General features: G+C 44.4%; 24 protein-coding genes. 21 read left to right on the plus strand and 3 right to left on the minus strand.

Annotation, left to right across the window (positions count from 1 at the left end; all coding sequences use genetic code 11):
- Positions 1–405: 405 nt before the first annotated feature.
- Positions 406–900 (minus strand): hypothetical protein, encoded by a 495-nt coding sequence (locus Q4549_RS16040; RefSeq protein WP_303553402.1) that lies wholly within the window; start codon positions 898–900, stop codon positions 406–408.
- A gap of 221 nt (positions 901–1121) precedes the next feature.
- Between Q4549_RS16040 and Q4549_RS16045 the strand changes: the two genes are divergently transcribed.
- Positions 1122–2507 carry a PhoH family protein gene (locus tag Q4549_RS16045; protein ID WP_303514033.1) on the plus strand — a complete coding sequence of 462 codons (1386 nt, stop codon included), beginning with the start codon at positions 1122–1124 and terminating at the stop codon, positions 2505–2507.
- Positions 2508–2517: 10 nt separating this feature from the next.
- Complete coding sequence (locus tag Q4549_RS16050; protein WP_137673608.1) at positions 2518–2796, plus strand: PilZ domain-containing protein; 279 nt, start codon at positions 2518–2520, stop codon at positions 2794–2796.
- Here Q4549_RS16050 and Q4549_RS16055 read toward each other — a convergent pair.
- The gene (locus Q4549_RS16055; RefSeq protein WP_303553403.1) at positions 2780–3745 is read right to left on the minus strand and encodes a hypothetical protein; all 966 of its coding nucleotides are present in this window, start codon (positions 3743–3745) and stop codon (positions 2780–2782) included. The genes Q4549_RS16050 and Q4549_RS16055 overlap by 17 nt on opposite strands.
- 25 nt (positions 3746–3770) lie before the next feature.
- A complete protein-coding gene (gene leuA, locus Q4549_RS16060; RefSeq protein WP_303514029.1) occupies positions 3771–5345 on the minus strand; it encodes a 2-isopropylmalate synthase in 1575 nt (524 codons plus the stop codon).
- Positions 5346–5525: 180 nt separating this feature from the next.
- Between leuA and Q4549_RS16065 the strand changes: the two genes are divergently transcribed.
- The 19 genes from Q4549_RS16065 (at position 5526) to Q4549_RS16155 (ending at position 23818) form a co-directional block, all read left to right on the plus strand.
- Complete coding sequence (locus Q4549_RS16065) at positions 5526–6179, plus strand: short chain dehydrogenase (protein ID WP_303553404.1); 654 nt, start codon at positions 5526–5528, stop codon at positions 6177–6179.
- Positions 6180–6361: 182 nt separating this feature from the next.
- Complete coding sequence (locus Q4549_RS16070; protein WP_303553405.1) at positions 6362–6850, plus strand: phosphatase PAP2 family protein; 489 nt, start codon at positions 6362–6364, stop codon at positions 6848–6850.
- A gap of 10 nt (positions 6851–6860) precedes the next feature.
- Positions 6861–7967 (plus strand): MJ1255/VC2487 family glycosyltransferase, encoded by a 1107-nt coding sequence (locus Q4549_RS16075; protein WP_303553406.1) that lies wholly within the window; start codon positions 6861–6863, stop codon positions 7965–7967.
- 17 nt (positions 7968–7984) lie between these two features.
- Entirely contained in the window at positions 7985–8140 is a 156-nt protein-coding gene (locus Q4549_RS16080) for a hypothetical protein (RefSeq protein WP_174235948.1), read from the plus strand.
- Between the two features lie 285 nt (positions 8141–8425).
- Positions 8426–10144: an acetolactate synthase 3 large subunit gene (locus tag Q4549_RS16085; protein WP_303553407.1), complete on the plus strand. Its 1719-nt coding sequence runs from the start codon at positions 8426–8428 to the stop codon at positions 10142–10144.
- The gene (gene ilvN, locus Q4549_RS16090) at positions 10144–10638 is read left to right on the plus strand and encodes an acetolactate synthase small subunit (protein WP_137673615.1); all 495 of its coding nucleotides are present in this window, start codon (positions 10144–10146) and stop codon (positions 10636–10638) included. Before Q4549_RS16085 ends, ilvN begins: the two co-directional genes overlap by 1 nt.
- A 150-nt stretch (positions 10639–10788) precedes the next feature.
- Positions 10789–12681: an EAL domain-containing protein gene (locus tag Q4549_RS16095; protein ID WP_303553408.1), complete on the plus strand. Its 1893-nt coding sequence runs from the start codon at positions 10789–10791 to the stop codon at positions 12679–12681.
- A 185-nt stretch (positions 12682–12866) separates the two neighbouring features.
- Positions 12867–13748 carry a hypothetical protein gene (locus Q4549_RS16100; RefSeq protein ID WP_303514016.1) on the plus strand — a complete coding sequence of 294 codons (882 nt, stop codon included), beginning with the start codon at positions 12867–12869 and terminating at the stop codon, positions 13746–13748.
- Positions 13745–14356 carry a PilN domain-containing protein gene (locus Q4549_RS16105; protein ID WP_303553409.1) on the plus strand — a complete coding sequence of 204 codons (612 nt, stop codon included), beginning with the start codon at positions 13745–13747 and terminating at the stop codon, positions 14354–14356. Before Q4549_RS16100 ends, Q4549_RS16105 begins: the two co-directional genes overlap by 4 nt.
- On the plus strand, positions 14349–15002 hold the full coding sequence (gene gspM, locus Q4549_RS16110; RefSeq protein ID WP_303514012.1) for a type II secretion system protein GspM: 654 nt from the start codon (positions 14349–14351) through the stop codon (positions 15000–15002). Before Q4549_RS16105 ends, gspM begins: the two co-directional genes overlap by 8 nt.
- A complete protein-coding gene (locus Q4549_RS16115; protein WP_303553410.1) occupies positions 14995–15336 on the plus strand; it encodes a hypothetical protein in 342 nt (113 codons plus the stop codon). The genes gspM and Q4549_RS16115 overlap by 8 nt, the downstream gene beginning before the upstream one ends.
- A gap of 3 nt (positions 15337–15339) precedes the next feature.
- Positions 15340–17055 (plus strand): pilus (MSHA type) biogenesis protein MshL, encoded by a 1716-nt coding sequence (gene mshL / locus Q4549_RS16120; protein WP_303553411.1) that lies wholly within the window; start codon positions 15340–15342, stop codon positions 17053–17055.
- Between the two features lie 9 nt (positions 17056–17064).
- On the plus strand, positions 17065–17970 hold the full coding sequence (locus Q4549_RS16125; RefSeq protein ID WP_303553412.1) for an ExeA family protein: 906 nt from the start codon (positions 17065–17067) through the stop codon (positions 17968–17970).
- Positions 17967–19172: a lipopolysaccharide assembly protein LapB gene (locus Q4549_RS16130; RefSeq protein ID WP_303553413.1), complete on the plus strand. Its 1206-nt coding sequence runs from the start codon at positions 17967–17969 to the stop codon at positions 19170–19172. Before Q4549_RS16125 ends, Q4549_RS16130 begins: the two co-directional genes overlap by 4 nt.
- Before the next feature lie 2 nt (positions 19173–19174).
- Positions 19175–20923 carry a GspE/PulE family protein gene (locus Q4549_RS16135; RefSeq protein WP_303553414.1) on the plus strand — a complete coding sequence of 583 codons (1749 nt, stop codon included), beginning with the start codon at positions 19175–19177 and terminating at the stop codon, positions 20921–20923.
- Entirely contained in the window at positions 20923–22152 is a 1230-nt protein-coding gene (locus Q4549_RS16140) for a type II secretion system F family protein (RefSeq protein ID WP_137673625.1), read from the plus strand. Before Q4549_RS16135 ends, Q4549_RS16140 begins: the two co-directional genes overlap by 1 nt.
- Positions 22153–22644, plus strand: a complete 492-nt coding sequence (locus Q4549_RS16145) for a hypothetical protein (RefSeq protein WP_303553415.1) — start codon at positions 22153–22155, stop codon at positions 22642–22644.
- Between the two features lie 25 nt (positions 22645–22669).
- Entirely contained in the window at positions 22670–23320 is a 651-nt protein-coding gene (locus Q4549_RS16150; RefSeq protein WP_303553416.1) for a Tfp pilus assembly protein FimT/FimU, read from the plus strand.
- 36 nt (positions 23321–23356) lie between these two features.
- The gene (locus Q4549_RS16155; RefSeq protein WP_303553417.1) at positions 23357–23818 is read left to right on the plus strand and encodes a prepilin-type N-terminal cleavage/methylation domain-containing protein; all 462 of its coding nucleotides are present in this window, start codon (positions 23357–23359) and stop codon (positions 23816–23818) included.
- Positions 23819–23829 lie beyond the last annotated feature (11 nt).

The following is a 23829-nucleotide window of genomic DNA, read 5'->3' on the forward strand; positions in this document are numbered from 1 at the left end:
TCCCCATGTGAAAGTAGGTCACCGCCAGGCTCTTATTAGATGACCCCATTGTCGCAAGACAGTGGGGTTTTTTATTGGACAAAATAAAGTGGGCTACTTTCAAGTAGGGCGAAGGCCGCCAGGAAAAAGCGTGCTTTTTTAGGCCGAAGCGGAAGCCGCTATGCTGCGCACCTGTTCCACCGCCAGGCGCCAAATACTAAGCCCGCTCAATGAGCGGGCTTTTTTATTGCCTGCGATTTAGTACTCGCTAATATTGTGTGCAGATTTAGCTGTAAGAAATGTGGCACTTTATGTGTAAAACGTTACAGCTACGGTTAAGCCTACTTACCAGTAAACTAGTTGATAGCAGATCAGCTGTTGCTCCTTAGAAAAGCGTAAAACCTAAATTATGGTAAAGACAAAAAACTAACTGTTTTGGTATTGTTGGAGATCAGATTTCTGTTTAATCTGTAATTGGATTAGCGAACATCTAATAAAGTGGAAACCACTGATGATTATCCCTAGAAGACTAAATAGAAAAATGTAAACATTTCCCTGATTTTGGCCATGAGCGGTGACTTCTTCGTTAAATGCTGGAAACCAACTAGAGTACACGATACTCACGTCATCACCTTGAATGTATGAATTGTCGTCACTTTTTAGGATTTTGCTATCCCCTTTAATTTTATCGCCGCTAGTTGCTGCGAAAATATAACTTACCCTGATATCGACACCGTGCTTATGGCTATCTAAGTGACCTATCTTTCCGGTTGCTCTTTCAAGATTTGATTCTATTGCTAAATAGCTTATTGCTTCATCTTTAGACATAAGCATTACTATGCCTATGATGATACAAAATAGAGCTGATAGCATTTTCCCCGCCGTTAAGGAGTCGTGTTGTGCTTGTTGAGCCTGATCCAAATTATATAGTCCATGAGTTAACGTGCTTTGAATATACACCGCTGATTACACGAAGATTAGTCATTATTAACAAATCGTGACAAAAGACTCAGTTGTTTGAAATATAAGCAGTCGATATTTCTATTAGATGAAATGTTTGTAATGCCGATCAGGATGATTTAGCCTGAGGATGAACGTTTGCAATACTTCTCACATCGCCTGTTGGCCTATGGAGGGCAAATATGGAAAATAACGCTCCAAGTAAACTGTTCATTCTCGACACTAATGTGCTGCTGCACGAACCCCTCGCTATTTACTCATTTCAAGAACACGATGTTGTCATCCCGATGACGGTACTCGAAGAATTAGACCGAATTAAAGATAGGCAAAAAGACGTAAGTCGCGATGCTCGAGTAGCTATTCGCTCTCTAGAGGATGTCTTTGCCGATGCGTCTCCAGAAGAAATTGTTAATGGTATTAACCTTAAAAATGAAGCTGATAATCAAGCTAGTGGTAAAGTCGCCATTTTTGCGGATCATGCTTTAGAAAAAGACCAGCAAAACTTTACTGCTGATGAACCCGACAACCGTATTATTAATGCGGCTATCTATTTGCAAGAAAAGCACGCCCCGCGAAAGGTGGTTCTTGTTACTAAAGACATTAATATGCGCTTAAAGGCTAAAGGAGCCGGCCTAGAACTTGTTGAAGACTATCGTACCGATCAATTGATAGATGATATTCGCTTATTAGCTAAGGGCTTTGTAGAGTTTGAAGGTAGCTTTTGGGGGCGCGTTAAAGACTGTGAAAGCAGCTCTGAAGGTCGAGATACCCACCATGTTATTGATGCTGAGATCCTAGGCCCATGTTATGTGAATCAATACATTGTGGATGATACCGAAAGTTTTGCTGCGCGAGTTGTAAAAAAGGATGAACAAAAGGTCGAGCTATTAGACTTAGGTTATGAACGGCTGATGGCCAAACATGCTTGGGGTGTTCATCCTAAGAATATCTATCAAGGTATGGCGTTTGATGCCTTGCTCGACCCAAGTATCGATTTGGTCATTCTTACTGGCCCTGCCGGGTGTGGTAAAACATTGCTGGCAATGGCTGCTGCTTTAGAGATGGTGGTAGAAAAAGGGATCTACGACAAGATTATTGTTACTCGAAATACCCCTGAAATCGCTGAATCGATTGGTTTCTTACCCGGTACTGAAGAAGAGAAAATGGCCCCTTGGCTGGCAGCGATTACTGATACTTTGGAAGTGCTGCACAAACACGATGAATCGATGTCAGGCTCAATGAATTACATTATGGAAAAGGCCAACATCCAGTTCAAATCCGTTAACTTTATGCGTGGACGGAGTATTCAAAATTCCTTTGTCTTTTTGGATGAGTGTCAAAATTTAACAGCTTCCCAGCTCAAAACCATTATTACTCGCTGCGGTGAAGGAACCAAATTGGTATGCTGTGGTAACTTAGCGCAAATTGACAGCAATTACTTGTCGGCAGTGACCTCAGGGCTAACTTACATTGTTGAGCGCTTTAAAGATTTTGAAGGAAGTGCAAATGTTTACTTAAATGGCGTAGTGAGGAGCCGTTTAGCCTCGTTTGCAGAAGAAAAACTATAGAAGGTAAAAGATGATTGGAGACGAAAACAAGCGCGCATTTCACCGTATGCTAATTGATGCAGAGTTACGTATCTGGGTTGGCCAGCAAAGCTATTCGGGTTTGTGTAAAGACTTAAGTGCTACTGGCATGGGGATTAGTTTAAAAGATGTAAAACTGGCCTTAGGCGATGACGTTGAAGTCGCCTTAAGTGGTCAAGGTGTTGCACCTTTTAGTGCTAAGGGCAAAGTGGTACGTTGTATAGCTGAAGGCGATATTGATTACGCTGTTGAGTTTACTTCACTCTCTTAAACTTTGGGGGTTCCCAGTCCATTCGTTGATAGGTATAAAGCCCTGAATGGATGTACTGGGAACTGCTTTTTGCTATTTTCCCTAATTGAAACAACGCTGGCCCAGTGGGTTCAGCAAGTACAAATTTCTTACCTCTTATCTCCACGGTTTCATCACTAGCTCTTGCTGGAATGGCCAAAGCAATCAAAGCATGATTTGGCACATAAACAATGGCAATATCTAGCCTTGGAAAAGCAGTTTTCAGGGCGCTAGCAATCAACGTTGATTTACTATCGCAGTCGCCTACATTATTACGAATAACTTGAATTGGGGTGAGGTAACCAGCACCACGTAGATTGTCTTTTGAACGTAGTTGGTTGTAAGGAATAGATTGTACAAACCCCAGTAAATAATTAGTGACTTCCCTAGGGCTACTTTCCTTGTCCCCTAGAGCATTTAAGCTGCTGTTTAACCAACTTGTGAGATATTCGGCGCTCTCTTTAGCCAAACGGTTATGGTCTGGCATAATTCCTATTGAACCATCCACGGTACGTTGTTCTACAAAGTATTGTTGGTTTAAATAGTCTTGGTAATGCTGTTCAATGTCTTGATGTAGTTGAGTATTTATTTCTTTTAATAGTGCTTGGTCATTGCCCTGCAGCTGATAAGAGAGTTGGTTGTTTTGAGTATTAAAGGTTACTCGTGCTTGTTTAGGGTCTATGTTGCTTAGGCTGCTTTTTAGCTGAGAGAGTACATATTGCTGAGCATGTTGAGGGCGATACTGAGTAAACTTTGTGAGGTGGTGTGGATAGTTGAGTAAGCTAAAGCCTATTTGTTGTTGCTTACCTTGTTGATCGTTCCAGAGGTAGTTGTAATTGCCTGCATTTCTATCAAAGCTCAGCTGTTCTGCTTGAGAAAATGCACTCATCAAGCCGGAGATAATGAGTAAGTGAATTAATCCTTTTTTCATTGTTACTCCGGCTGATTTAATACTATTAGCCTAGTTTAGATTGTTTCTGTTTAGCGACCTGTTCTGCGCGATGAATATGATTCAATACGTGGACAAAGGCTTTAGCCGAAGCTTCAACAATGTCGGTGGCTAGGCCCATGCCGTGATATTTACGGCCTTGGTAGTTTGCCACAATATCAGCTTTACCAAGTGCATCTTTTATATCTGATTTTTGCGCAGCACTTGTGCCACCGCCAGCGGCTTCAATGGTGTAGTCGTCAATTTTAATGTCGTAGCCGGTTATTTTACGTAGGCAACGGTAGGCTGCATCGATTGGACCATTCCCGGTAGAGGCTTCGAGTATTGTCTCTTCACCGGCGATAAGCTTAACGGTAGCGGTCGAAACCACATCAGAACCACTTTGAGCACTTAAGTACTCTAATCGATAATGCTCTGATTCATCTTGTAAGTTATTAAAGAATACTAAGGCTTCTAAGTCATAATCAAAGACTTGGCCTTTACGATCTGCGAGTGCTAAAAAGCTCTCGTATAACTCATTTAAGTCGTAATCGTCTTCGCTGTAGCCTAACTCCTGCATGCGGTGTTTGATTACGTGGCGACCAGAGCGAGAGGTAAGGTTTAAGCTGTTTTTGTTTAAACCAATGCTCTCGGGTGTCATGATTTCGTAAGTATTTTCATTCTTCAACATGCCATCTTGGTGAATGCCTGAAGAGTGTGAAAAGGCGTTGCTGCCAACGATGGCCTTATTAGCTTGTACTGGCATGTTGCACAAATGACTGACTAACTGACTCGCGCGGTAAATTTCTTGAGACTTAATATTGCTGGTTAAACCGCCAAGTTGATCTTTACGAGTATTGATGATCATGGCTACTTCTTCGAGTGAGCAGTTGCCTGCACGTTCGCCAATCCCGTTTAAGGTACATTCTATTTGGCGAGCGCCTTGCTGCACTGCCGCAATAGAGTTAGCTACCGATAAACCCAAATCATCGTGACAGTGAACCGATATAACGGCTTGGTCAATATTAGGTACGCGATTAAATAGGTTGCTAATAATGCCACCAAACTCGCTAGGAAGCGTGTAACCAACGGTATCTGGAATATTTACCGTGGTAGCGCCGGCTTTAATCGCGGCTTCAACCATGCGGCAAAGGTTATCAATAGGGGTGCGTCCGGCATCTTCACAAGAAAATTCAACGTCGTTGGTATAGTTACGCGCGTGTTTTACTGCTTTTACTGCCATATCCAATACATCGTCAAAGCTACGTTTAAGTTTGCTTTCTACGTGCACGGTTGATGTAGAGATAAAGGTATGAATACGGAAGGCTTCAGCGACTTTTAGTGCCTCGGCGGCGACATCAATGTCTTTTGGTAGTGCGCGAGATAATGCACAGACAGTGGAGTTTTTAATCTCTCGAGCAATGGTTTGTACTGAGTCAAAATCGCCAGGGGAAGAGATAGGAAAGCCCACTTCCATAATGTCTACGCCTAAACGTTCTAAGGCGAATGCAATTTGCAGCTTTTCTTTAACCGTTAAGCTGGCTGCTAAGGCTTGTTCGCCGTCACGAAGGGTGGTATCAAAAATTTTGACTAGGTCAGACATTCATTAATCCTTGTCTATGTTATCTGTGTTTGCCTAACTGCACGTTATAGTGATTAGGTTTATTATTAGTTATTGAATGCGAGGCGCACAATATATCGGCTATTTTAGCAAGCTGACATCTTAACGGCTAAGTAAAAATAGAGCCAGTGACTCAACGACAAATTAATAGGAGTAATAAGCGTGACAAAAACAGCAATTGTAATTGGCGCTACTGGTTTGGTGGGGCAGCAATTAGTGACGCAACTTCTGGCTAGTGAGCAGTGGCACAAAGTAGTGGTATTTGTTCGCTCTAGCTTAAATGTGTCTGATGACAAACTGCGTGAGCACGTGGTTAATTTTGCTGAGATGCCACAGTGGCAAGCAGACATTGAAGGCGATAGTTTGTTTATTTGTTTAGGCACTACACTTAGCCAAGCAGGCAGCAAAGCGGCGATGCGTAAGATTGATTTGGAGCTACCGCTAGCGTTCGCCACATTGGCCAAAGGCAATGGTGTTAACGATTGCTTGCTTATCTCTTCGTATCTAGCAAACGCACATTCACTGTCACATTATTTGCGGCTGAAGGGCGAACTTGAAAACCAACTGGCTCAGCTAGGTTTTCAACGCTTTATTGCTTTTCGACCGGGGCCTTTGCTTGGAAAGCGAAAACAACCGCGTTTTTCTGAGCAGGTGGTGGCAGCTATGCAGCCAATATTTAGAGCACCTTATTCGCCATTACGTGCTTGGCGAGGTATTTCTGCGGATCAATTAGCCCACACTATGAGTGTTTACGCGTTGTTAGATGACAATATCGCTAAACAAGTTGTTCATGGAGAAGCCTTGTTTCAACCTTGATGGAAAAATACTGTCATTAGTCATTAACTCTTCAAGTCCCCTTAATCCACCTACTTCGTAAGGTTCTTCTAAGTGTGTAAGTTATCACTAAGCTGAACGTTGTCATGGTTTTGTCAAGTTACCTTCATTTAGCGGTAAAGCAAATTATCCAGTCTGTGGAAAAGCACAGGAAGGAGCTTGGTATGTTACAACGATTGAGCCAGTGGGATTATGCAATATCAGCCACATGTTTAGGCCACCGCTTTAATGCGCAAGTGGCTAAGGCAGCGCGGGTGGTCTCTCATTCCGGCGATGGTTATTACTACGCCTTATTTGGCGGGATTATCGCATTCACTCCATTTGCCGGCCCATTTTTGAGCCTTGCTTTACCTGCCTTTGTTATTGAGCTGATGTGCTACTTGGTGCTTAAGCAAGTATTTCGCAGAGACCGCCCCAAGTCACTACCGGTATTTATCTGCCCTTCCGATCGCTTTAGCTTTCCATCAGGACACAGTGCTGGCGCCTTTGTCATGGCCGGAAGTATCGCCCAAATTTTTCCCTGCTGGTCTGGCATTGCATTTACCTGGGCAAGTTTAGTGGCTTGCTCGCGAGTATTGCTTGGTGTGCATTTCATTAGTGATGTTATCGCCGGAGCAAGTTTAGGTTTGTTTATCGTTTACAGCATCAATTAGGTTAAGAAAAATGCGAATTCTTTACGGTGTTCAAGGTACAGGTAATGGCCATATTACTCGTGCGCGTTTGCTTTGCTTGGCCTTAAAGCAACAAGGTATACAGGTTGATGTACTTATGTCTGGTCGCGAAGGTGAAATGCCAGATGTTCCTGAGTTTGGCCGCTATCGCAAGGTGAAGGGAGTGAGTTTTCACCATAAAGGTGGGCGTGTGAACAAATGGGCGACGTTTCACGATTTGTCATTAAGGCAGTTTGCCCAAGATGTGAAAGCGCTCGATTTGTCATCTTACGATCTATTGATTAACGATTTTGAGCCAGTAAGTGCATGGGCTGCCAAGCAACAAGGTGTAGATAGCCTTTCTATTTCTCACCAAGCTGCGTTCTTGCATGATATTCCTACTAAAGAAATGGGCTTTTGGAATCGTCGTTTAGTACGCAACTTTGCGCCCTGCAAGTACAACCTGGGTGTACATTGGGCCGACTTTAAGCAGACCATTGTGCCGCCACTGGTGGAAACGTTAGAAAACATAAGCAATAACGGAAAGGTTTTAGTGTATTTACCGTTTGAGTCTTTGCATCAAATACTGCCCTTGTTGAAGCGATTTACGGGTCATCAATTTGTGTGTTTTCATCCTGAGATAAAGCATCCAGTATCGGATGGAAATATTCAGCTACAGCCAATAAGTCGCAACGAGTTTTTAGACAATCTTCGCGCATGTGCTGGGGTGTTTTGTAATGCCGGTTTTGAGTTACCTTCGGAAGCAATGGCTGCTGGCAAAAAATTGCTAGTTAAACCGCTGTTTGGCCAATTCGAGCAAGTGACCAATGCCTATACCCTGCAAAGCTTAGGTTTAGCCCATGTAGCTGAGAGCTTAGAACCTTATCAATTGGATTCATGGTTACAGATGGATCAAGCTGAGCCGGTTTATTACCCCAATGTTGCCGAGTTGCTGGCGACTTATATCAAGAAAGACCAGTGGCAAAACCTTGAAGCAATGGCTAAAGATATGTGGCAGCAAGTGAGCTACCCTGCGGCTAGCCAGTTGCTCATGGCGAATATCATGAGTGACCGAGCCCCAAGCGCTGAATCTTTGACTAAAATTAAAGTGTCGGGATGAGCCTACAAGGAGTGAGTATGCGTTTTACTAATGAAGACGGCCAGGTCATGGACTTAGCCAATAACATGACCTTACAAGAATTATACGATATGGGAGTAAGCATCTCGCTAAGTGAAGATGCCGATCCAGAACAACAGATTTGGCTAACAGAAGAGCATGATTCTATTAAGTGATAATGATGCTTGTGTGTAGCGCTAAGTGACCGGGTGATATCTATTTATCATCCGGTTTTTTATTGCTTGTTTGGGGGAATAGTCTGTTGAAGCTCTATCCTGCTTGAGATTTTTTATAGGATGAGCTGCTTAAAAGAGCAGAAAGACTAGACAAAAGCGTAGACGCTAGGGGGCAAGAAACGTTAAAGTGCTAGCCTTGGAAGACAGGATTATAAGTCCAATTTCCCGCAACATAACAAGAGTTATCCCCAACAATTAAAATAAATAAAGCCTGGAGGCTTGAACATGGAGAAGTTATCCGGCGCCGAAATGGTCATCCGCTGTTTGCAGGACCAGGGTGTTAAACATATTTTTGGTTACCCTGGCGGCTCAGTATTAGATGTCTACGATGCGCTATTTGACAGCAGTGATATTGAGCATGTTTTGGTTAGACATGAGCAAGCCGCTGTACATATGGCCGACGGCTATGCGCGCGCAACTGGCGAAGTAGGTACAGTATTGGTGACCTCTGGTCCCGGTGCTACAAACACGATCACCGGTATCGCTACCGCCTATATGGATTCAATCCCTTTGGTGGTGTTATCCGGCCAAGTGCCTACTGGCTTGATAGGCCAAGATGCCTTCCAAGAAACCGATATGATCGGTGTTTCTCGCCCAGTGGTTAAACACAGCTTTTTAGTAAAAAAAGCCGAAGAGATCCCTGCCGCGATTAAAAAGGCTTATTACATCGCTTCTACAGGGCGCCCGGGTCCGGTTGTTATTGATTTACCAAAGGACGTGCAGAATCCGCTGCTTAAGTTCCCTTACGAATATCCCAAATCGGTTAACATGCGGTCGTATAACCCTACGTTAACCGGTCATAAAGGTCAGATTAAAAAGGCAGTTAAAGCTTTAGCTGCTGCCGAACGTCCAGTGCTTTACATTGGTGGCGGCGCAATTATGGCTGAAGCTGGCGAGCAAATTAGCAAGCTGGTTGATTTGTTTAATATGCCCGTTACCTCAACCCTGATGGGTTTAGGGGCATTTGCCTCCACCGACCCTCGTTTTGTGGGCATGCTGGGTATGCACGGCACCTATGAAGCCAACATGTCGATGCACAATGCCGACGTGATTTTTGCAGTGGGTGCACGCTTTGATGACCGCGTCACGAACAACGTGAAAAAGTTCTGCCCTAACGCGACTATCTTGCATATTGATATTGACCCAACCTCTATATCAAAAACCATTCGTGCCGATATTCCTATCGTTGGCTCTGTTGATTCAGTGATTGAGCAAATGCTGGAATGTATTGAAGAAACAGGCATTAAAAACGAAGCCGACAGCTTGAAAGAGTGGTGGGCTCAGGTAGACGAATGGCGCAGCCGCAAGTGTTTAGATTATGCAAAAAGCGATACCTTGATTAAACCTCAGCAGGTGATTGAATCAATGTACCGGGTGACCAAAGGTGATGCTTATGTCACCTCTGATGTTGGTCAACACCAAATGTTCGCCGCCTTGTATTATCCTTTTGATAAGCCTCGCCGTTGGATTAACTCTGGTGGCTTAGGCACCATGGGCTTTGGTTTCCCTGCTGCGATGGGGGTTAAGTTTGCTTTCCCCGATGCTACGGTTGCCTGTGTAACTGGTGATGGTTCTATTCAAATGAACATTCAAGAGTTATCGACTTGCTTGCAATACAACGTACCGGTGGTAATTGTTTCTTTAAACAATCGCTCGCTAGGCATGGTTAAGCAGTGGCAGAAAATGTTCTACGATGGTCGCCAATCTCATTCTTACATGGATTCAGTGCCAGACTTTGTCAAACTTGCTGAAGCTTATGGCCACGTAGGTATGCAAGTGAATCACCCTGATGAGCTAGATGCTGCCATGGAAAAAGCCTTCTCTATGAAAGACCGCGTCGTGTTTATGGACATCATGGTTGACCCTGAAGAACACGTTTATCCAATGCAAATAAAAACCGAAGCGATGAAAGACATGTGGCTAAGTAAAACGGAGAGAACATAATGCGCCGAATTATTTCAGTTTTATTAGAAAACGAAGCTGGTGCTCTGTCTCGTGTTACTGGCTTATTCTCGCAGCGCGGTTTTAATATTGACTCATTAACCGTGTCTACCACAGAAGATCCAACCCTTTCACGTATGAGCATTTGCACTTATGGTGATGAAAATACCATTGAGCAAATCACCAAGCAGCTAAACAAGCTGGTTGATGTGCTTAAAGTATCGGAGTTAACCGAAGCTGAGCATGTTGAGCGTGAGATAATGTTGGTTAAAGTTCGTGCGGCTGGAGCAATCCGCGAGGAAGTGATGCGAACTTGTGATATTTTCCGCGGTCAAATCGTTGATGTAACGCCAAGCATGTATATCATGCAATTGAGTGGCGATAGCGCCAAACTGGATGCTTGTGTAAAAACCTTAGCGCAATCAACCGAGATTTTGGAAGTAGTGCGAAGTGGTGTTTGTGGCATGAGCCGCGGCGAGAGAATGCTTCGACCATAAATCTTTTCGAAATGTCGAGTTAAAGACCAGCTTAGGCTGGTCTTTTTTTGTATTGATTCCAAGCATTTCGATAATTACTGATATACTCAAGCGATGGCTAAACCAAAGGATGGTAGAGCCCATTGCGCTTGATGGTGAGGAACACCTTGCATGAAATTCTCTAGTCGGATCATTGTATTTACCATTAGTTGCGTAGTAGTCGCGGTACTGCTTGTGCTGCTAGGTGGAGCATTAACTTTCCGACAACTTGCCTTCAATCAGCAGCAGCACCAGTTGCGCTCGGTAGTTGAGGTCATTGATGGCCAGTTGAGTGTTCAACCCGAAACGCCCGAGTTTGCCCAATGGCTGCCTAACTGGCTGCGGGCCCATAATATTCAAGTATTAGAAGTGTCTAACCGTGGAGGGGTGATTTATACCTTTCGCGAACTCAATTATACCGGCAATAGCAATAGCTTGGTGTCGTACCGTTACCCCTTAATGGCTCATCCTGATTTTGTGATTCAAATTTGGGTAGAGCGACCATTCAAACAGCTTACCTACGAACCCGAAGCCATGTTGGGTATTGGTGGCGGCGTATTGATTGTTGCACTCAGCTTAATTGCGGTGTTCCGCTGGCTTAAAAAGATTATGTTCGGTGCAGAATTACTGCAAACACGCGGTAACCAAATATTGGCGGGGCGATTGCGCGACGTCCAAGTGGGTAGTCCCAAGGAATGGCCTAATGCGGCCAGTAAAGCCATTGAACAACTTATTACACAATTACTAGAAGCACGCCAAGAGCGTAGCCGGTTTGACTGTATTATTCGTAATCACGCCTTTGTCGATGAGCTCACTCAGTTGTCAAACCGCACCCATTTCTATAATCAGTTAGAAGCGGAAATTGGTGATGCCGACGCACACACCGGCGCGGTACTATTGGTTTATTTGCGGGGCATGGATGATGTTAATTACCAGTACGCCCGTAACGAAGGCGATGCTATTTTGCAGCAAAGTGCCGATGCATTAAAGCAGTACACTCGCCGCAACATAGATGTGAACTTAGCTCGCTTTAGTGGTGATGCCTTTGCCTTATTAATGCCGCTTTCCACTTTAGATGAAGCTGAAGATACAGCGGCGGGCATTCTCAAGCTGCTAGAGCGCATTCCTTTGCCTGAAGTGGCGGACGAGGATGACTTTTTCTACATTGGCATTGCTGGTTATCAATATGGTGACAGCGCGCAATTAGTGATTGAACAAGCCGAAGACGCATTGCGTGTTGCCCAAATGCAGCGCCACAATGGGTGGTATGTGGTACCTCGCGAATTAAGTTCAACCCAAACCGGAAAGGGTTCGGTTCGCTGGCGCACCCTGTTGCAGCATGTCTTAAGCAATGAAGGGCTACATTATTATCAGCAAGATGTTGTTGATGAAGATGGCCGGGTTTGTTATCGCGAGTTATTAGCCAGAATTACCGACTACCAAGGTGAAGTGATAAACGCTGGCGTATTTTTACCTTGGGCGGAGAAAAGCGGTTTGCAAGCGAGCTTTGATGAGCATGCCTTAACTTATGCCATGAAGTATGTGAAATACGCTCGCCAGCCTATCAGTGTTAACTTGAATATTGCGACTGTAATAAAGCAGTCGGTGATGCGTGAATTGCTGCAGTGGGTTTTCTCTGTCCCTTACAAAGAGTGTCAGAAACTAGTCTTAGAGTTTCCCGAGATACAGTTATCGCAGTTAAATGACACCGAAATGCTACGTTTAAAAGCACTGAATAAAAAGGGCATTAAATTAGCGGTGGAGCGAGCGGGGCAGCGGGTAGTGAGTACTCAATATATTAGCGAGTTAAAGCTTGAATACTTGAAGTTGCATACTAGCTTAGTGCGAGACATTCAGATTCGACAAGTTAACCAGCTCGCAGTGAGCTCATTAGTGGCCAGTTGTGCTGACCGCGTAGAGGTTATTGCTGTAGGTGTAGAGCGCAACGAAGAATGGCGTGTTTTGCAGCGTTTAGGTGTGCACTACGGGCAAGGTTTCTTATTTAGCAAGCCAGAGCCCATTTAAATCATCTCAGAGTGGCGTTTTGGTGAGAAAAGTATGAGTTATTTGAGTGTCTAATCTACAGTTACTAGATATACCGCCGTTAATCTTGAGAATTAGCACATATTTGTCGGCCAATGCTTTAAAAAATAACAGAAAAGTTTAGACTACTTGTGTAGATTTTACATGGATTACTCAAAGGAAAAGGGATGGGTTTAGCGTTTTGGCGAAGAAATACAGCGAAGACTCGTTGCAGTGCCTATTTGCGCTCAGATCTTGTGGTTTTAGCCGATCACCAACAGCAAACCTTTGAGAAGGCGGTTAGCTCTATCGAGCAATGGCCAGAAGCGTTAGCATCATTATGTAAAGAGGCACAACTCGGTGCCGACCATCAAATTGTTTTTGTTCTAGGCAATGCGCATTATCAACAGTTTCAGGTAGAAAAACCCAAAGTGGCCGATGAAGAGTTGGCGGGGGCAGTGCCGTGGACCATTAAAGACATGGTGGCAGAGCAGGTCTTGGATTTAGCGGTTGATTATTACGAAGCGCCAGCCGCGCCAATGGCCAGTGAAAAGCTCAATGTAGTGTGTGTTCGTAAACCTATTATTCAGCAGCTGGTGAATATGGCGAATCAGCAAGATTTAACCATTGAAGGCATCACCATTGAAAGCCTCGCTGCGATTAATTTTCTTGAGGCCAATGAGCGTTGCCAAATGTTGTTATGGCAGCCCAAAGGCGGTGATTTAGAACTTATTGTGGTTCGCCAAGGGCAAGTATCTTTTACTCGTCAGCTACGTGCCTTTTCTGCGTTGGGCCAGATGCAAGAAATTGAATTTACCCAATCTTTCTTTGATAGCTTGAGCTTAGAGCTACAACGTTCAATAGACTACATTAGCGCCACTCTAAAGTTGCCAGAAGTTAGCGTTATTCAGTTGGCGATTCCTAGCCGTTTTTGTGATGAAATTGCTCGCCAGTTACAGCAAAATCTAACCCCAAAAGTTAATTTATTAGAACTCTCGTCGATTGAAAGTAGTGAGTACTATTATCACTTGCCAGCCTTGGCTGCATTACAAGAAGGGGTGTTGTCGTGAAAACGAGAATTAACCTTTATGTTGAGGAGTTTCGTCCAAAGCCAGAACGAGGCTCACTAAGGCAAGCGGTGATATCTTGGGTAATTGTTGGCGTGTTAGCTTTGGTATGGGGATTTTGGCAGCAACAGCAAACCAATTCCGCTGTTGTAAGCTCGAGTGCTCAACGCCAATTACTTAATCAACAAGAACAACAGCTTAATAAACTAAAAGCCGCTATCGAGCAGCGCGCTTTAGACCCAAGATTGCAGCGTGAAGTTAGCCTGGTGCAACAAGAGCTAAAATTGAAACAATTGTTAGACCAGCGCCTTAAAGGACATGGTTATGCAAACAGCGGCTTTTCTTCATCGCTTAATGCTTTGGCGTCTATTGAAGATAGCCAAATATGGCTGACTGAAATAAATATTCAGCGTGGTCGTATGGCCTTAGCGGGGCAATCAACCAGCAGTGATGCCGTGCCTAAATGGCTTAAGCAGTTTAAGGCCTACCCCGATTTGTCTCAGCAACAGTTCGCTGGCTTGAAGATATTTAGAGATGAAGACCAGCAACTGCACTTTAGTTTAAGTGGTTCAACTAAGAGCGAAAGCATATTAGGAGCCCCAAATGAGTGAGCAGTGGCAACAGTGGCAAGCTACCTTCGCAGGTCTTAGTTTACGAGAACGCCTATTGATTCTTGTTACCGGCTTGTTGGTGATTATATTACCGAGTTATTACCTGTGGATAGAACCCGCCAGTATTAAGCAAAATAAAGCCGAAACAGAGTTGGCAGAAGCAACGCGTAAATACGCTGAAAATGCCGATTTAATTGAATTCAGTAAAATGAAACTGCGCGAAGATCCTAATAAAGACATTAAAGCTGAGTTGTTACAGTTACACGCTCAGCTAGAACAAGTAGATAAGAAACTAGAGCTACAGCAGGCGGGCTTGATCCCTGTTGAGCAGATGACCGAAGTACTGGAAAAACTGCTGCAAAAAAGTGACGGTTTGATGCTGGTCTCTATGGATTCTTTAGCGCCTGAAGCGATATTAAGTAGTGCAGAGAGCAGCGCCGATAGCCTTAATTTTTATCGCCACGGTATTCGATTAAAACTTAATGGTGGCTATTTTCCTTTAGTTAAGTATTTGCAGGTAGTTGAAGAGTTACCGCAGCGATTCCTGTGGCAACTTATCGATTACCAAGTGCTTGAGTACCCAAGGGCCGATATTACTATCGATATTTATACCTTAAGCACCAATAAGGATTTTATTAGTGGCTAAGCATTTTTTAGCGTTAATGCTCTCATGTGGAGTGCTTACCAGCAGTGTGTTGGCTGCGCCGTTAAGTGATCCCACTGCGCCACCTAATAGTCGCAGTAGCACGAGTAGTGCCACCAAGCAGGTATCTTTACCCAGTATCCAAGCAATTATTGTTGGTGGGAAAGAGCCAGGGGCGATTCTTAATCAGCGCTTTGTGGGCGTAAAACAATCAATATCAGGTTACACCTTGAGCCGTGTGCATCAAGATTACGTAGTGTTAACACGAGCAAATAAGCAGTATCGAATTCAATTAGACAAGGTGTCAGTGAAACGCGTCACTGGGCAGGGGCAGTAATACATGTATATCAAACGGATTTTTATAGGCTGTGTCGTTGTATTGGTAAGTGCTTGCCAGTCCACCTCTAGGCCTGATCCTGTAGAAGCTAAGCAAGCTATCTCTGAAGCGCAAAAACCAGTGCCGTCTACGATAAAAGCGCCAGAGTTACCCGCAGAAGTGCAAGCGGAGCTAATGCCAGAACTTGGCTTGCAGCAAGGGGACTTGCTTCAAGTTGAGCATCGCTTTGACGTAAATGCGCGCAATGTGGATGCAAAAACCTTTTTCCCTGCTTTGATTAAAGGTTCTCCTCTTAGCGTGGCGATGCATCCGGGCGTAGAGGGTAAAATTACCTTAAAACTCAAAGAAGTGACCTTAAAAGAAGCCATTGATGTGGTGTCTGACATGTATGGTTACGACGTTAAACGTAGCGGTAAAATATTACATGTTTACCCTGCGGGAATGCGTATTGAAACTATTCCACTTAACTACTTAATGTTAGAGCGTTATGGTTATACCCGCACCCGCATTAATTCGGGTGGTATCACTGGTGGCGATAGCGATAATAATAGCTCGAGCAATAATTCTTCGAATAACTCGTCGAATAACAATTCATCTAGTAATAACTCCAGTAACAACAATAACAGCAGCCGTAATTCTAATCGGAGTGACAGTTTTAACGGCACTAAAATTGAGTCTGCGACTGAAACGCGTTTCTGGTATGAGCTTGAAGAAACCTTACGCGGCATGATCGGTATTAGTATGCGTCGAGATCGTGGCAATGATACCTCTTACGCCAATGACGGCCGCATGGTAGTTGTTAGCCCACAAGCTGGTTTGGTTACGGTGCGCGCGTTTCCAGATGAAATTCGTACCATTAAAACCTTTTTGGCTAAGTCTGAAAGGAACTTGCAGCGTCAAGTGATTTTAGAAGCCAAGATCATCGAAGTCACCTTAAGTGATGGTTACCAACAAGGTATTGATTGGACCAACGCCGGTGATGTGATTGGCTCAACAGAAGTATTGTTTAACAATACCTCGCAAATTCCTGGTGATGCGATTAGTGCAATATTAGGGGGCGGTGGCGCATTAACCGTTACCGATGGCAACTTTCAAGCGGTGGTGAGTTTGTTGCAAACTCAAGGTGATGTGAACGTACTGTCTAGCCCACGCATTACGGCTTCAAATAACCAAAAAGCTGTTATTAAAGTGGGTACCGACGAGTACTTTGTTACTGACGTATCAAATACTACTATCTCGGGCACCAACCCAGTGACCAACCCTAGCGTAGAGCTAACACCATTTTTCTCGGGTGTTGCTTTAGATGTTACTCCACAAATTGACGATAACGGGCAAGTGCTGCTGCACGTTCACCCCTCGGTGACAGAAGTTAAAGAGCAACGCAAAGTGATTAGCTTTGGTAGCTCTAGTGAGCAACTTGATTTGCCCTTAGCCCAAAGTGATATTCGTGAAACCGATACGGTTATTAAAGCGAACTCTGGCGATGTGGTAGTGATTGGTGGCTTGATGAGCTCCAAACAGGAAGAGATTATTTCTAAAGTGCCGTTTATTGGTTCTATTCCTGGCTTGGGCGAGTTGTTTACCAACAAAGCGATATCGAGCAAAAAAACCGAATTGGTAATTTTGATTCAGCCTACAGTGGTGACCGAAGATACTTGGCAAATTGAGCTACAGAAGTCTCAGGATTTGCTGAACACTTGGTATCCAGAAGAAAACTAGGCGGCATAAGTGGCAGTATATCTGGAACATTTTGGACTTTCGCAAGCACCGTTTGGTTTAACGCCGAACACGGGTTTGTATCAGGCTTTATTACCTCATGACGAGGCGATACAGGTACTGCAAACTGCGCTTAAATCTGGCGAAGGTTTTATTAAAGTCAGTGGCGAAGTGGGTACCGGTAAAACGTTGCTTTGTCGCAAACTGCTTAATGAAATGAGCGATGAGTACCAGTTTGCTTACTTGCCTAATCCTTCTTTATCAGCTGAACAAATCCATGCCGCATTAGCCAACGAATTGGGCTTGAAGGTCGACCCAAGTGCCTCTTCGCACAGTTTATTGGAACAGATTCATCACTGCTTAATTGAATTAGCCAGTCAACAGCGACCAGTTGTATTATTGATTGATGAAGCTCAGGCCTTAAGTGACGAAGCATTAGAAGTAATTCGGCTGCTTGGAAATTTAGAAACAGAACAACGTAAATTATTACACGTAGTCCTGTTTGGCCAACCAGAGCTAGATGAGCGCTTAGCCAGCCAGCAACTTCGCCAATTACGCCAACGCATCACATTCTCGTACCGCTTACGCGCCTTAGAAAAGGATGAGGTGGCTAGTTACATTCAGCATCGCTTACATTTAAGTGGTTACCGTGGTGGGCCATTGTTTACTGCAGGGTCATTAAAACTACTAACTCGGGCAAGCCGCGGAATACCGCGTTTAATCAATATATTAGCCCACAAGGTATTGATGCTGTGTTACGGCCAAGGTGCTCAACAAGTTAGTGTAAATATGGTGAAAACCGCCGTACAAGATACCGAGGATGCGGCGTTACCAGCAGCTAAAACAGCGTTGTTGGTGTTGGGTTTCTCCGCTTGTTTCTTGCTTGGTTTAGTTATTTGGTGGGGAGCACTACGATGAGTGTCATCAATCAAATGCTGAAAGATTTAGATAAGCGTCAGCAAACTAACCCGCAAAGTATGGCACCACTGGTGGAAGAGTCAGGCCGCAGTGCTAGAGCCTACATCCTTATGGGTTTAGTGTTAATTGCATTAATGATTTCCGCTTGGTTGGCGCTTCGTTACTTTACCAACTTAGAATTAAAAAGTGACGTGGAAGTCGTGACGGAAGCAACGAACAACAGTTCGCTCTCCATTTCTCCCGAGACTGAACAGCTTCAAGCAGTAGCTGCCGCGATAGACGTTGAGTTAAACGAGCCTTCAAGCAGTGTTGAGCTGATAGCAGAACCAGCGGATACCTTGAGCATTAATGACTTACCACCGAAGACAACTACTGAGTTGGAGTCGGTTGCGACTCCAGAGCCTAAATCAGACGTTGAACAGACGCTACCAACTCCCACCGTTGAGGCTGAGCCAGAAAAAATAGCGACATCAAATGATGTCGTTGCTACAGATAAGGTTGTTGAAGCTAGAGTTGAGAGTGAGCCCGAAGCTAACAAACCCCTAGAAACAGTAGGCCGCCAAACTCCGCTTTCTAAGAATGTAGAAAGCAACGAGTCGAGCTTGGAAATAAAACCTCTGAAACTTAACCGAGAGCAACAAGTTGCCTTGTACACTCGGCGCGGTTTTCAAGCATTAGACAAAAATCAATTAGTAGAAGCGCGCTTAGAGTTTAATAAAGCCCTACAGCTCGATCATCAAGCACATGAAGTGAGAGAGCAATTAGCCGCCTTAGAGTTTGGCCGTGGCAACGAAAGTGCTGCTGTGAGCTTGTTAGAAGAGGGGGTTCAACTTAGCCCATTGCGTGGTTCATTTAGGGTGATGTTAGCGCGTATCTTTGTGCAACAAGAAAACCTGCCGCAAGCCATTTACTATTTAGAGAGTGCCGAGCCTGAGGTGAGTGGCAATGTAGATTACTACGCCATGTTAGCCGGCCTAGCGCAAAACCTGAACAAACAAGAGCTCGCCTTAAGTGCTTATCAAAAACTGGTGAAGCATGAGCCGAGCCGCGCGCGCTGGTGGATGGGCTATGCCATTGCCAACGACAAGTTAACTCATTATAACGAGGCGTTAGCCGCCTATCGCCAAGCGGAACTAATGGGACAGCTTTCTAGTCATTCACGCGATTTTGTCGCAAACCGTATTCGACAGTTGGAGCAATAAACATGGCGCAACCCAAATTACGAATGCGTTTAGGTGACTTGCTCGTGAGTGAGCAAGTTATTAGTGAAGCCGAGTTAATGAGCGCACTGGCTCAACAAAAGCAAACCGGGCGAAAGTTAGGCGCGACATTAATTGAACTTGGGGTAATTGCCGAAGTGCAGTTACTGGAGTTTTTGGCTCGCCAACTCGGTATTCCTTTTGTCGATTTAGCTCAGGTCTCTGTAGACGCTAATGCCGTAGTTATGTTGGGTGAAGTTCATGCTCGACGCTTACGAGCTTTGGTCATTCATAAAGATGGAGACGTACTTACTGTCGCCATTTCTGACCCCGCCGATCTCTCGGCTATTGATACCTTAGCCGGATTGTTAGCGCCAAGTCAGCTTAAATATGTAGTAGCTCGTGAATCACAAGTGGTAGAAGCTTTTGACCGCTTTTATCGCCGTACTCGCGAAATTGAAGGTTTTGCCCAAGAGCTAAAAGAAGAATATGCCAGCGCCGATGAGTTTGATATTGGTTTGGCTACTGCCGATGACGAAAGTAACGAAACCACCGTTGTTAAGTTGCTGCAATCTTTGTTTGAAGATGCGGTACAAGTTGGTGCGTCAGATATTCATATTGAGCCAGACGACAAAGTATTACGGATCCGCCAACGGGTAGATGGCGTACTACAAGAAAGTGTATTAAACGAGGTGCAAATTGCCTCGGCCATGGTGCTGCGTTTGAAGTTGATGTCTGGGCTAGATATTTCTGAGAAACGTTTACCACAAGATGGCCGCTTTAATATTAAAGTGCGTGGCCACTCTATTGACGTACGTTTATCTACCATGCCTATTCAGGCTGGTGAATCGGTAGTAATGCGTTTGCTCGATCAGTCTGCGGGCATTTTGTCTTTAGAGCAAACCGGTATGCCGCCCGACATTATGGAACGTTTCCGCCGCCAATTGCATCGCCCTCATGGCATGATCGTGGTAACGGGGCCAACCGGTAGTGGTAAAACGACCACTTTGTATGGGTCTTTAAGTGAGCTTAATCAGCCAGAATCAAAAATTATTACCGTAGAAGACCCGGTTGAATATCGTCTTCCGCGGATTAACCAAGTACAAGTAAACACCAAAATTGGTCTCGACTTTTCCAGTATTTTACGGACAACTTTACGTCAAGACCCCGATATTTTGCTGGTGGGCGAGATGCGTGATCAAGAAACGGTAGAGATTGGTTTGCGTGGCGCTTTAACCGGTCACTTGGTGCTTACCACTTTGCACACTAACGATGCCATTACTAGTGCCCTGCGTTTAATTGATATGGGCGCAGCGGGTTATTTGGTAGCAAGCTCCTTAAGAACCATTCTTGCTCAACGTTTAGTTCGTCGTTTATGTGACAACTGCAAACAAGAGCAAGCCGCCACGCTAGAAGAAAAAGTCTGGCTAGAGCACATCAGTAGCCAAGATTTAAGTCAGCAAGTTTTCTTTAAAGGCCGAGGTTGTCAAACCTGTAATTACACCGGATACAAAGGTCGAATTGGTGTATTTGAAATGCTTGAGTTAAACGAAGCAATGATGGAGTGTTTACGTCGTGATGACCCCGATGAGTTCTCCAAAGTCGCCAAAGCGTCTGAGCAATATAGACCTCTCTCTTTAGCCGCCTTGGATTACGCCAAACAAGGCGTTACCTCGATTGAAGAAGTGCTGCGTTTAGTGGAAGAAATTGATGTTTACGGGAGTGTAGTGAATCAAGCGGAAGAGTCTGTGTAATGGCTATTTTTCGCTATCAAGTTCGCGATAGCACTGGTCGCCTAATTAACGGCGATATTGAGGCGGCTAATCAAAATGCTGCAGCAGAAAGCTTACTTCGTCGCGGCTTAACGCCGATTAAAATTGCCGAAGGAAAAGTGCAAGGCGAGGGTTTTGGTAGCTTAGATGTCAGTAGCTTATGGGAAGGGCGAATTAAAATTGATGAGTTGGTGGTATTCACTCGTCAAATGTACTCGCTAACCAAAGCTGGTATACCCATTATGCGGGCGATAAATGGCCTGGCCGAAACGGCTCACAGTAAGCTATTACGCCGTTCTTTGGCAGGGGTATCGGATGCCCTAAGTAGTGGGCGGGCGTTATCCACATCAATGGCGGAATACCCAAAAGTATTCTCACAGTTGTTTGTAAGTATTGTGCATGTGGGCGAAAACACTGGCCAACTAGAGCAAGCGTTTTTGCAGTTATCACAGTACTTAGAATTAGAAATGGATACTCGAAAGCGGATTAAAACCGCGATGCGTTATCCCACTTTTGTGATTTTGGCGATTGTTATCGCCATGGTGATTTTGAATATATTTGTTATCCCACAATTTGCTGAAATATTTGGCCGATTTAACGTGGAGTTACCCTTAGCCACCAGAATATTGATAGGAACGTCGAACTTTTTTGTGAACTTTTGGCCGCTGTTATTAGTGTTAGCAATTGGTTCGGTGTTTTTGGTGAGATGGTATGTAGCCACTCCTAAGGGGCGGATGTTGTGGGATAAAACCCGCTTGCGTTTACCGGTGGTTGGCTCGGTGATTGAACGTTCTTTATTAGCGCGCTTTTCTCGTAGTTTTGCCATGATGTTGGGCGCAGGCGTTCCGTTAAATCAAGCTTTATCACTAGTGGCCAGTGCGGTAGATAATGCCTTTATGGCAGAGCGTATTGTAGAGATGCGCAGAGGTATTGAACGCGGAGAGAGCTTGTTACGCAATGCCATCGCTAGCGAGTTGTTTACGCCCTTGGTATTACAGATGATTTCGGTGGGTGAAGAAACCGGCCAAGTGGATGAATTGCTGACTGAAGCTGCTGAGTTTTATGAGCGTGAAGTGGACTATGATTTAAAGAGTTTAACCGCGCGAATTGAACCAATACTAATTAGCGTGGTCGCAGGTATGGTGCTAATTCTTGCTTTGGGTATCTTTACGCCAATGTGGGACATGATGCGTGCAGTTCGAGGTGGTTAAGTGAATCGGCAGGATTTACTGGAAAATAACCGTTCTCGCTTCAGCTGGATTGTGACATTCTGCATAGTTTTATTAGTCGTATTATTGCTTTTAATTAGCTTTGTTAGGACAATTGAGCAAGCAGAGCAGCAAGTTGTAGAAGAATATACTCAAACTTGGGTCAATCAGTTAGCGCAGGTTCACGGTTTATGGATCGCCAGATTTAGACCCGAGTTCTTAGAGGTAAATCTTTATCAACTCGATAGTTTAACCGGTGAACAAAAGGCACTAGAACCTATCACGCTTAGAATGACTAAGTCTGGTTGGCCAGTCGTTAGCAGTCGACAAGATTGCTTGGTTTTATGGCAGCAAATAGTGGGTGTTGAGTTGAGTTTTGAAGGGAAGGCAAGTGATGCTGAATTTTTACAACAGCGTTGTTTTTTTACCTTTGAGCAGTTAGCGGTGATGGTGTACAGCCCGCAACAAGGTTCGATTACAAAGGAATGGCTGTAAAGCTGATTTGAGGAGTAACTAACAAGTGACAATTTATCCTAGCCTAAGTGCTAACAAATACAGGCAAGTCGGCTTCTCATTGATCGAGTTGGTGATTGTTATTGTGGTGTTGGGGATCCTCGCTGTTACCGCATTGCCACGATTTTTGGATGTAACAGAAGAAGCCAAGGTAGCCAGCCTTGAGGGCGTAGCGGGTGGGTTTGCTACAGGCGTTTCTTTAGCGCGAGCGCAATGGGAAGCTGAAGGTCGACCGAGTGAAAACGGTAAGAATGCCGTTATTTACGATACTCAGAAGGTGTATTTAACAACCCCTACTGCTGCTCAAATATCTAACGGTAGTGTTGCGCCTGGTTACCCTGTAACCAGTGATGATGAAGACGTTGACCCAGGCTCACTTAGTGGTGAAAAGTGCCTAAAAGTATGGGACGCTATTTTACAAAACCCGGCTCGAGCGACTAGCACCTTTGCTGAGGTTGCCGCTCAAGGCGATTATTTTAAGTATTACACCACGGTGACCGGCGCTGCAGAAGCGACCAGATGTATTTTCTACCAAGTTAACTCCTTGGCAAAAAATAGCGATGGGTCTTATGTTGATCCTGGCAATGACGAAGGCTCTTTTAATAACTTTACGTACCAACCCGCCGCAGGGCGAGTTTTTACAAATATTTCTAACTAACGATTTATAAATCAATAATTTTCTAAGGATATAGAAATGAAGACAACTAAACAGCAAGGTTTTACGCTAATTGAATTGGTGATTGTTATCATCATCTTAGGTATTTTGGCAGTAACTGCCGCACCTAAGTTTTTAGATTTAAGCAGTGATGCACGTAAATCTACCTTAAGCGGCTTAGAAGCTGCTCTCAAAGGCGGCGCTAATTTGGTTTACAGTAAATCGGCTATTGGTGGTATCGAGAAAGAATCTACTGGTTCTGTTTCAGATGGAAATAATACTATTAATACCGTTTATGGCTACCCAGAATCAAATGCTAACTATTTATTTTGGGTTGATGCTAATGCTAATGATTGGAATGCGGATACAACAACTTCAGGTCAAATCACTTTCCGCCCAAGCTCAGTAGCATCGGGTGCCGATTGCACAGTTGTATACACGGATGCAGCAGATGAAAATACGCCTGCGACTGCCGAGATTGGGGTTGATACTGGCTGTTAATAGTCTTAAGG

It is taken from the genome of Agarivorans sp. 2_MG-2023 (assembly GCF_030548085.1).
In the GTDB taxonomy this organism is placed as follows: domain Bacteria; phylum Pseudomonadota; class Gammaproteobacteria; order Enterobacterales; family Celerinatantimonadaceae; genus Agarivorans.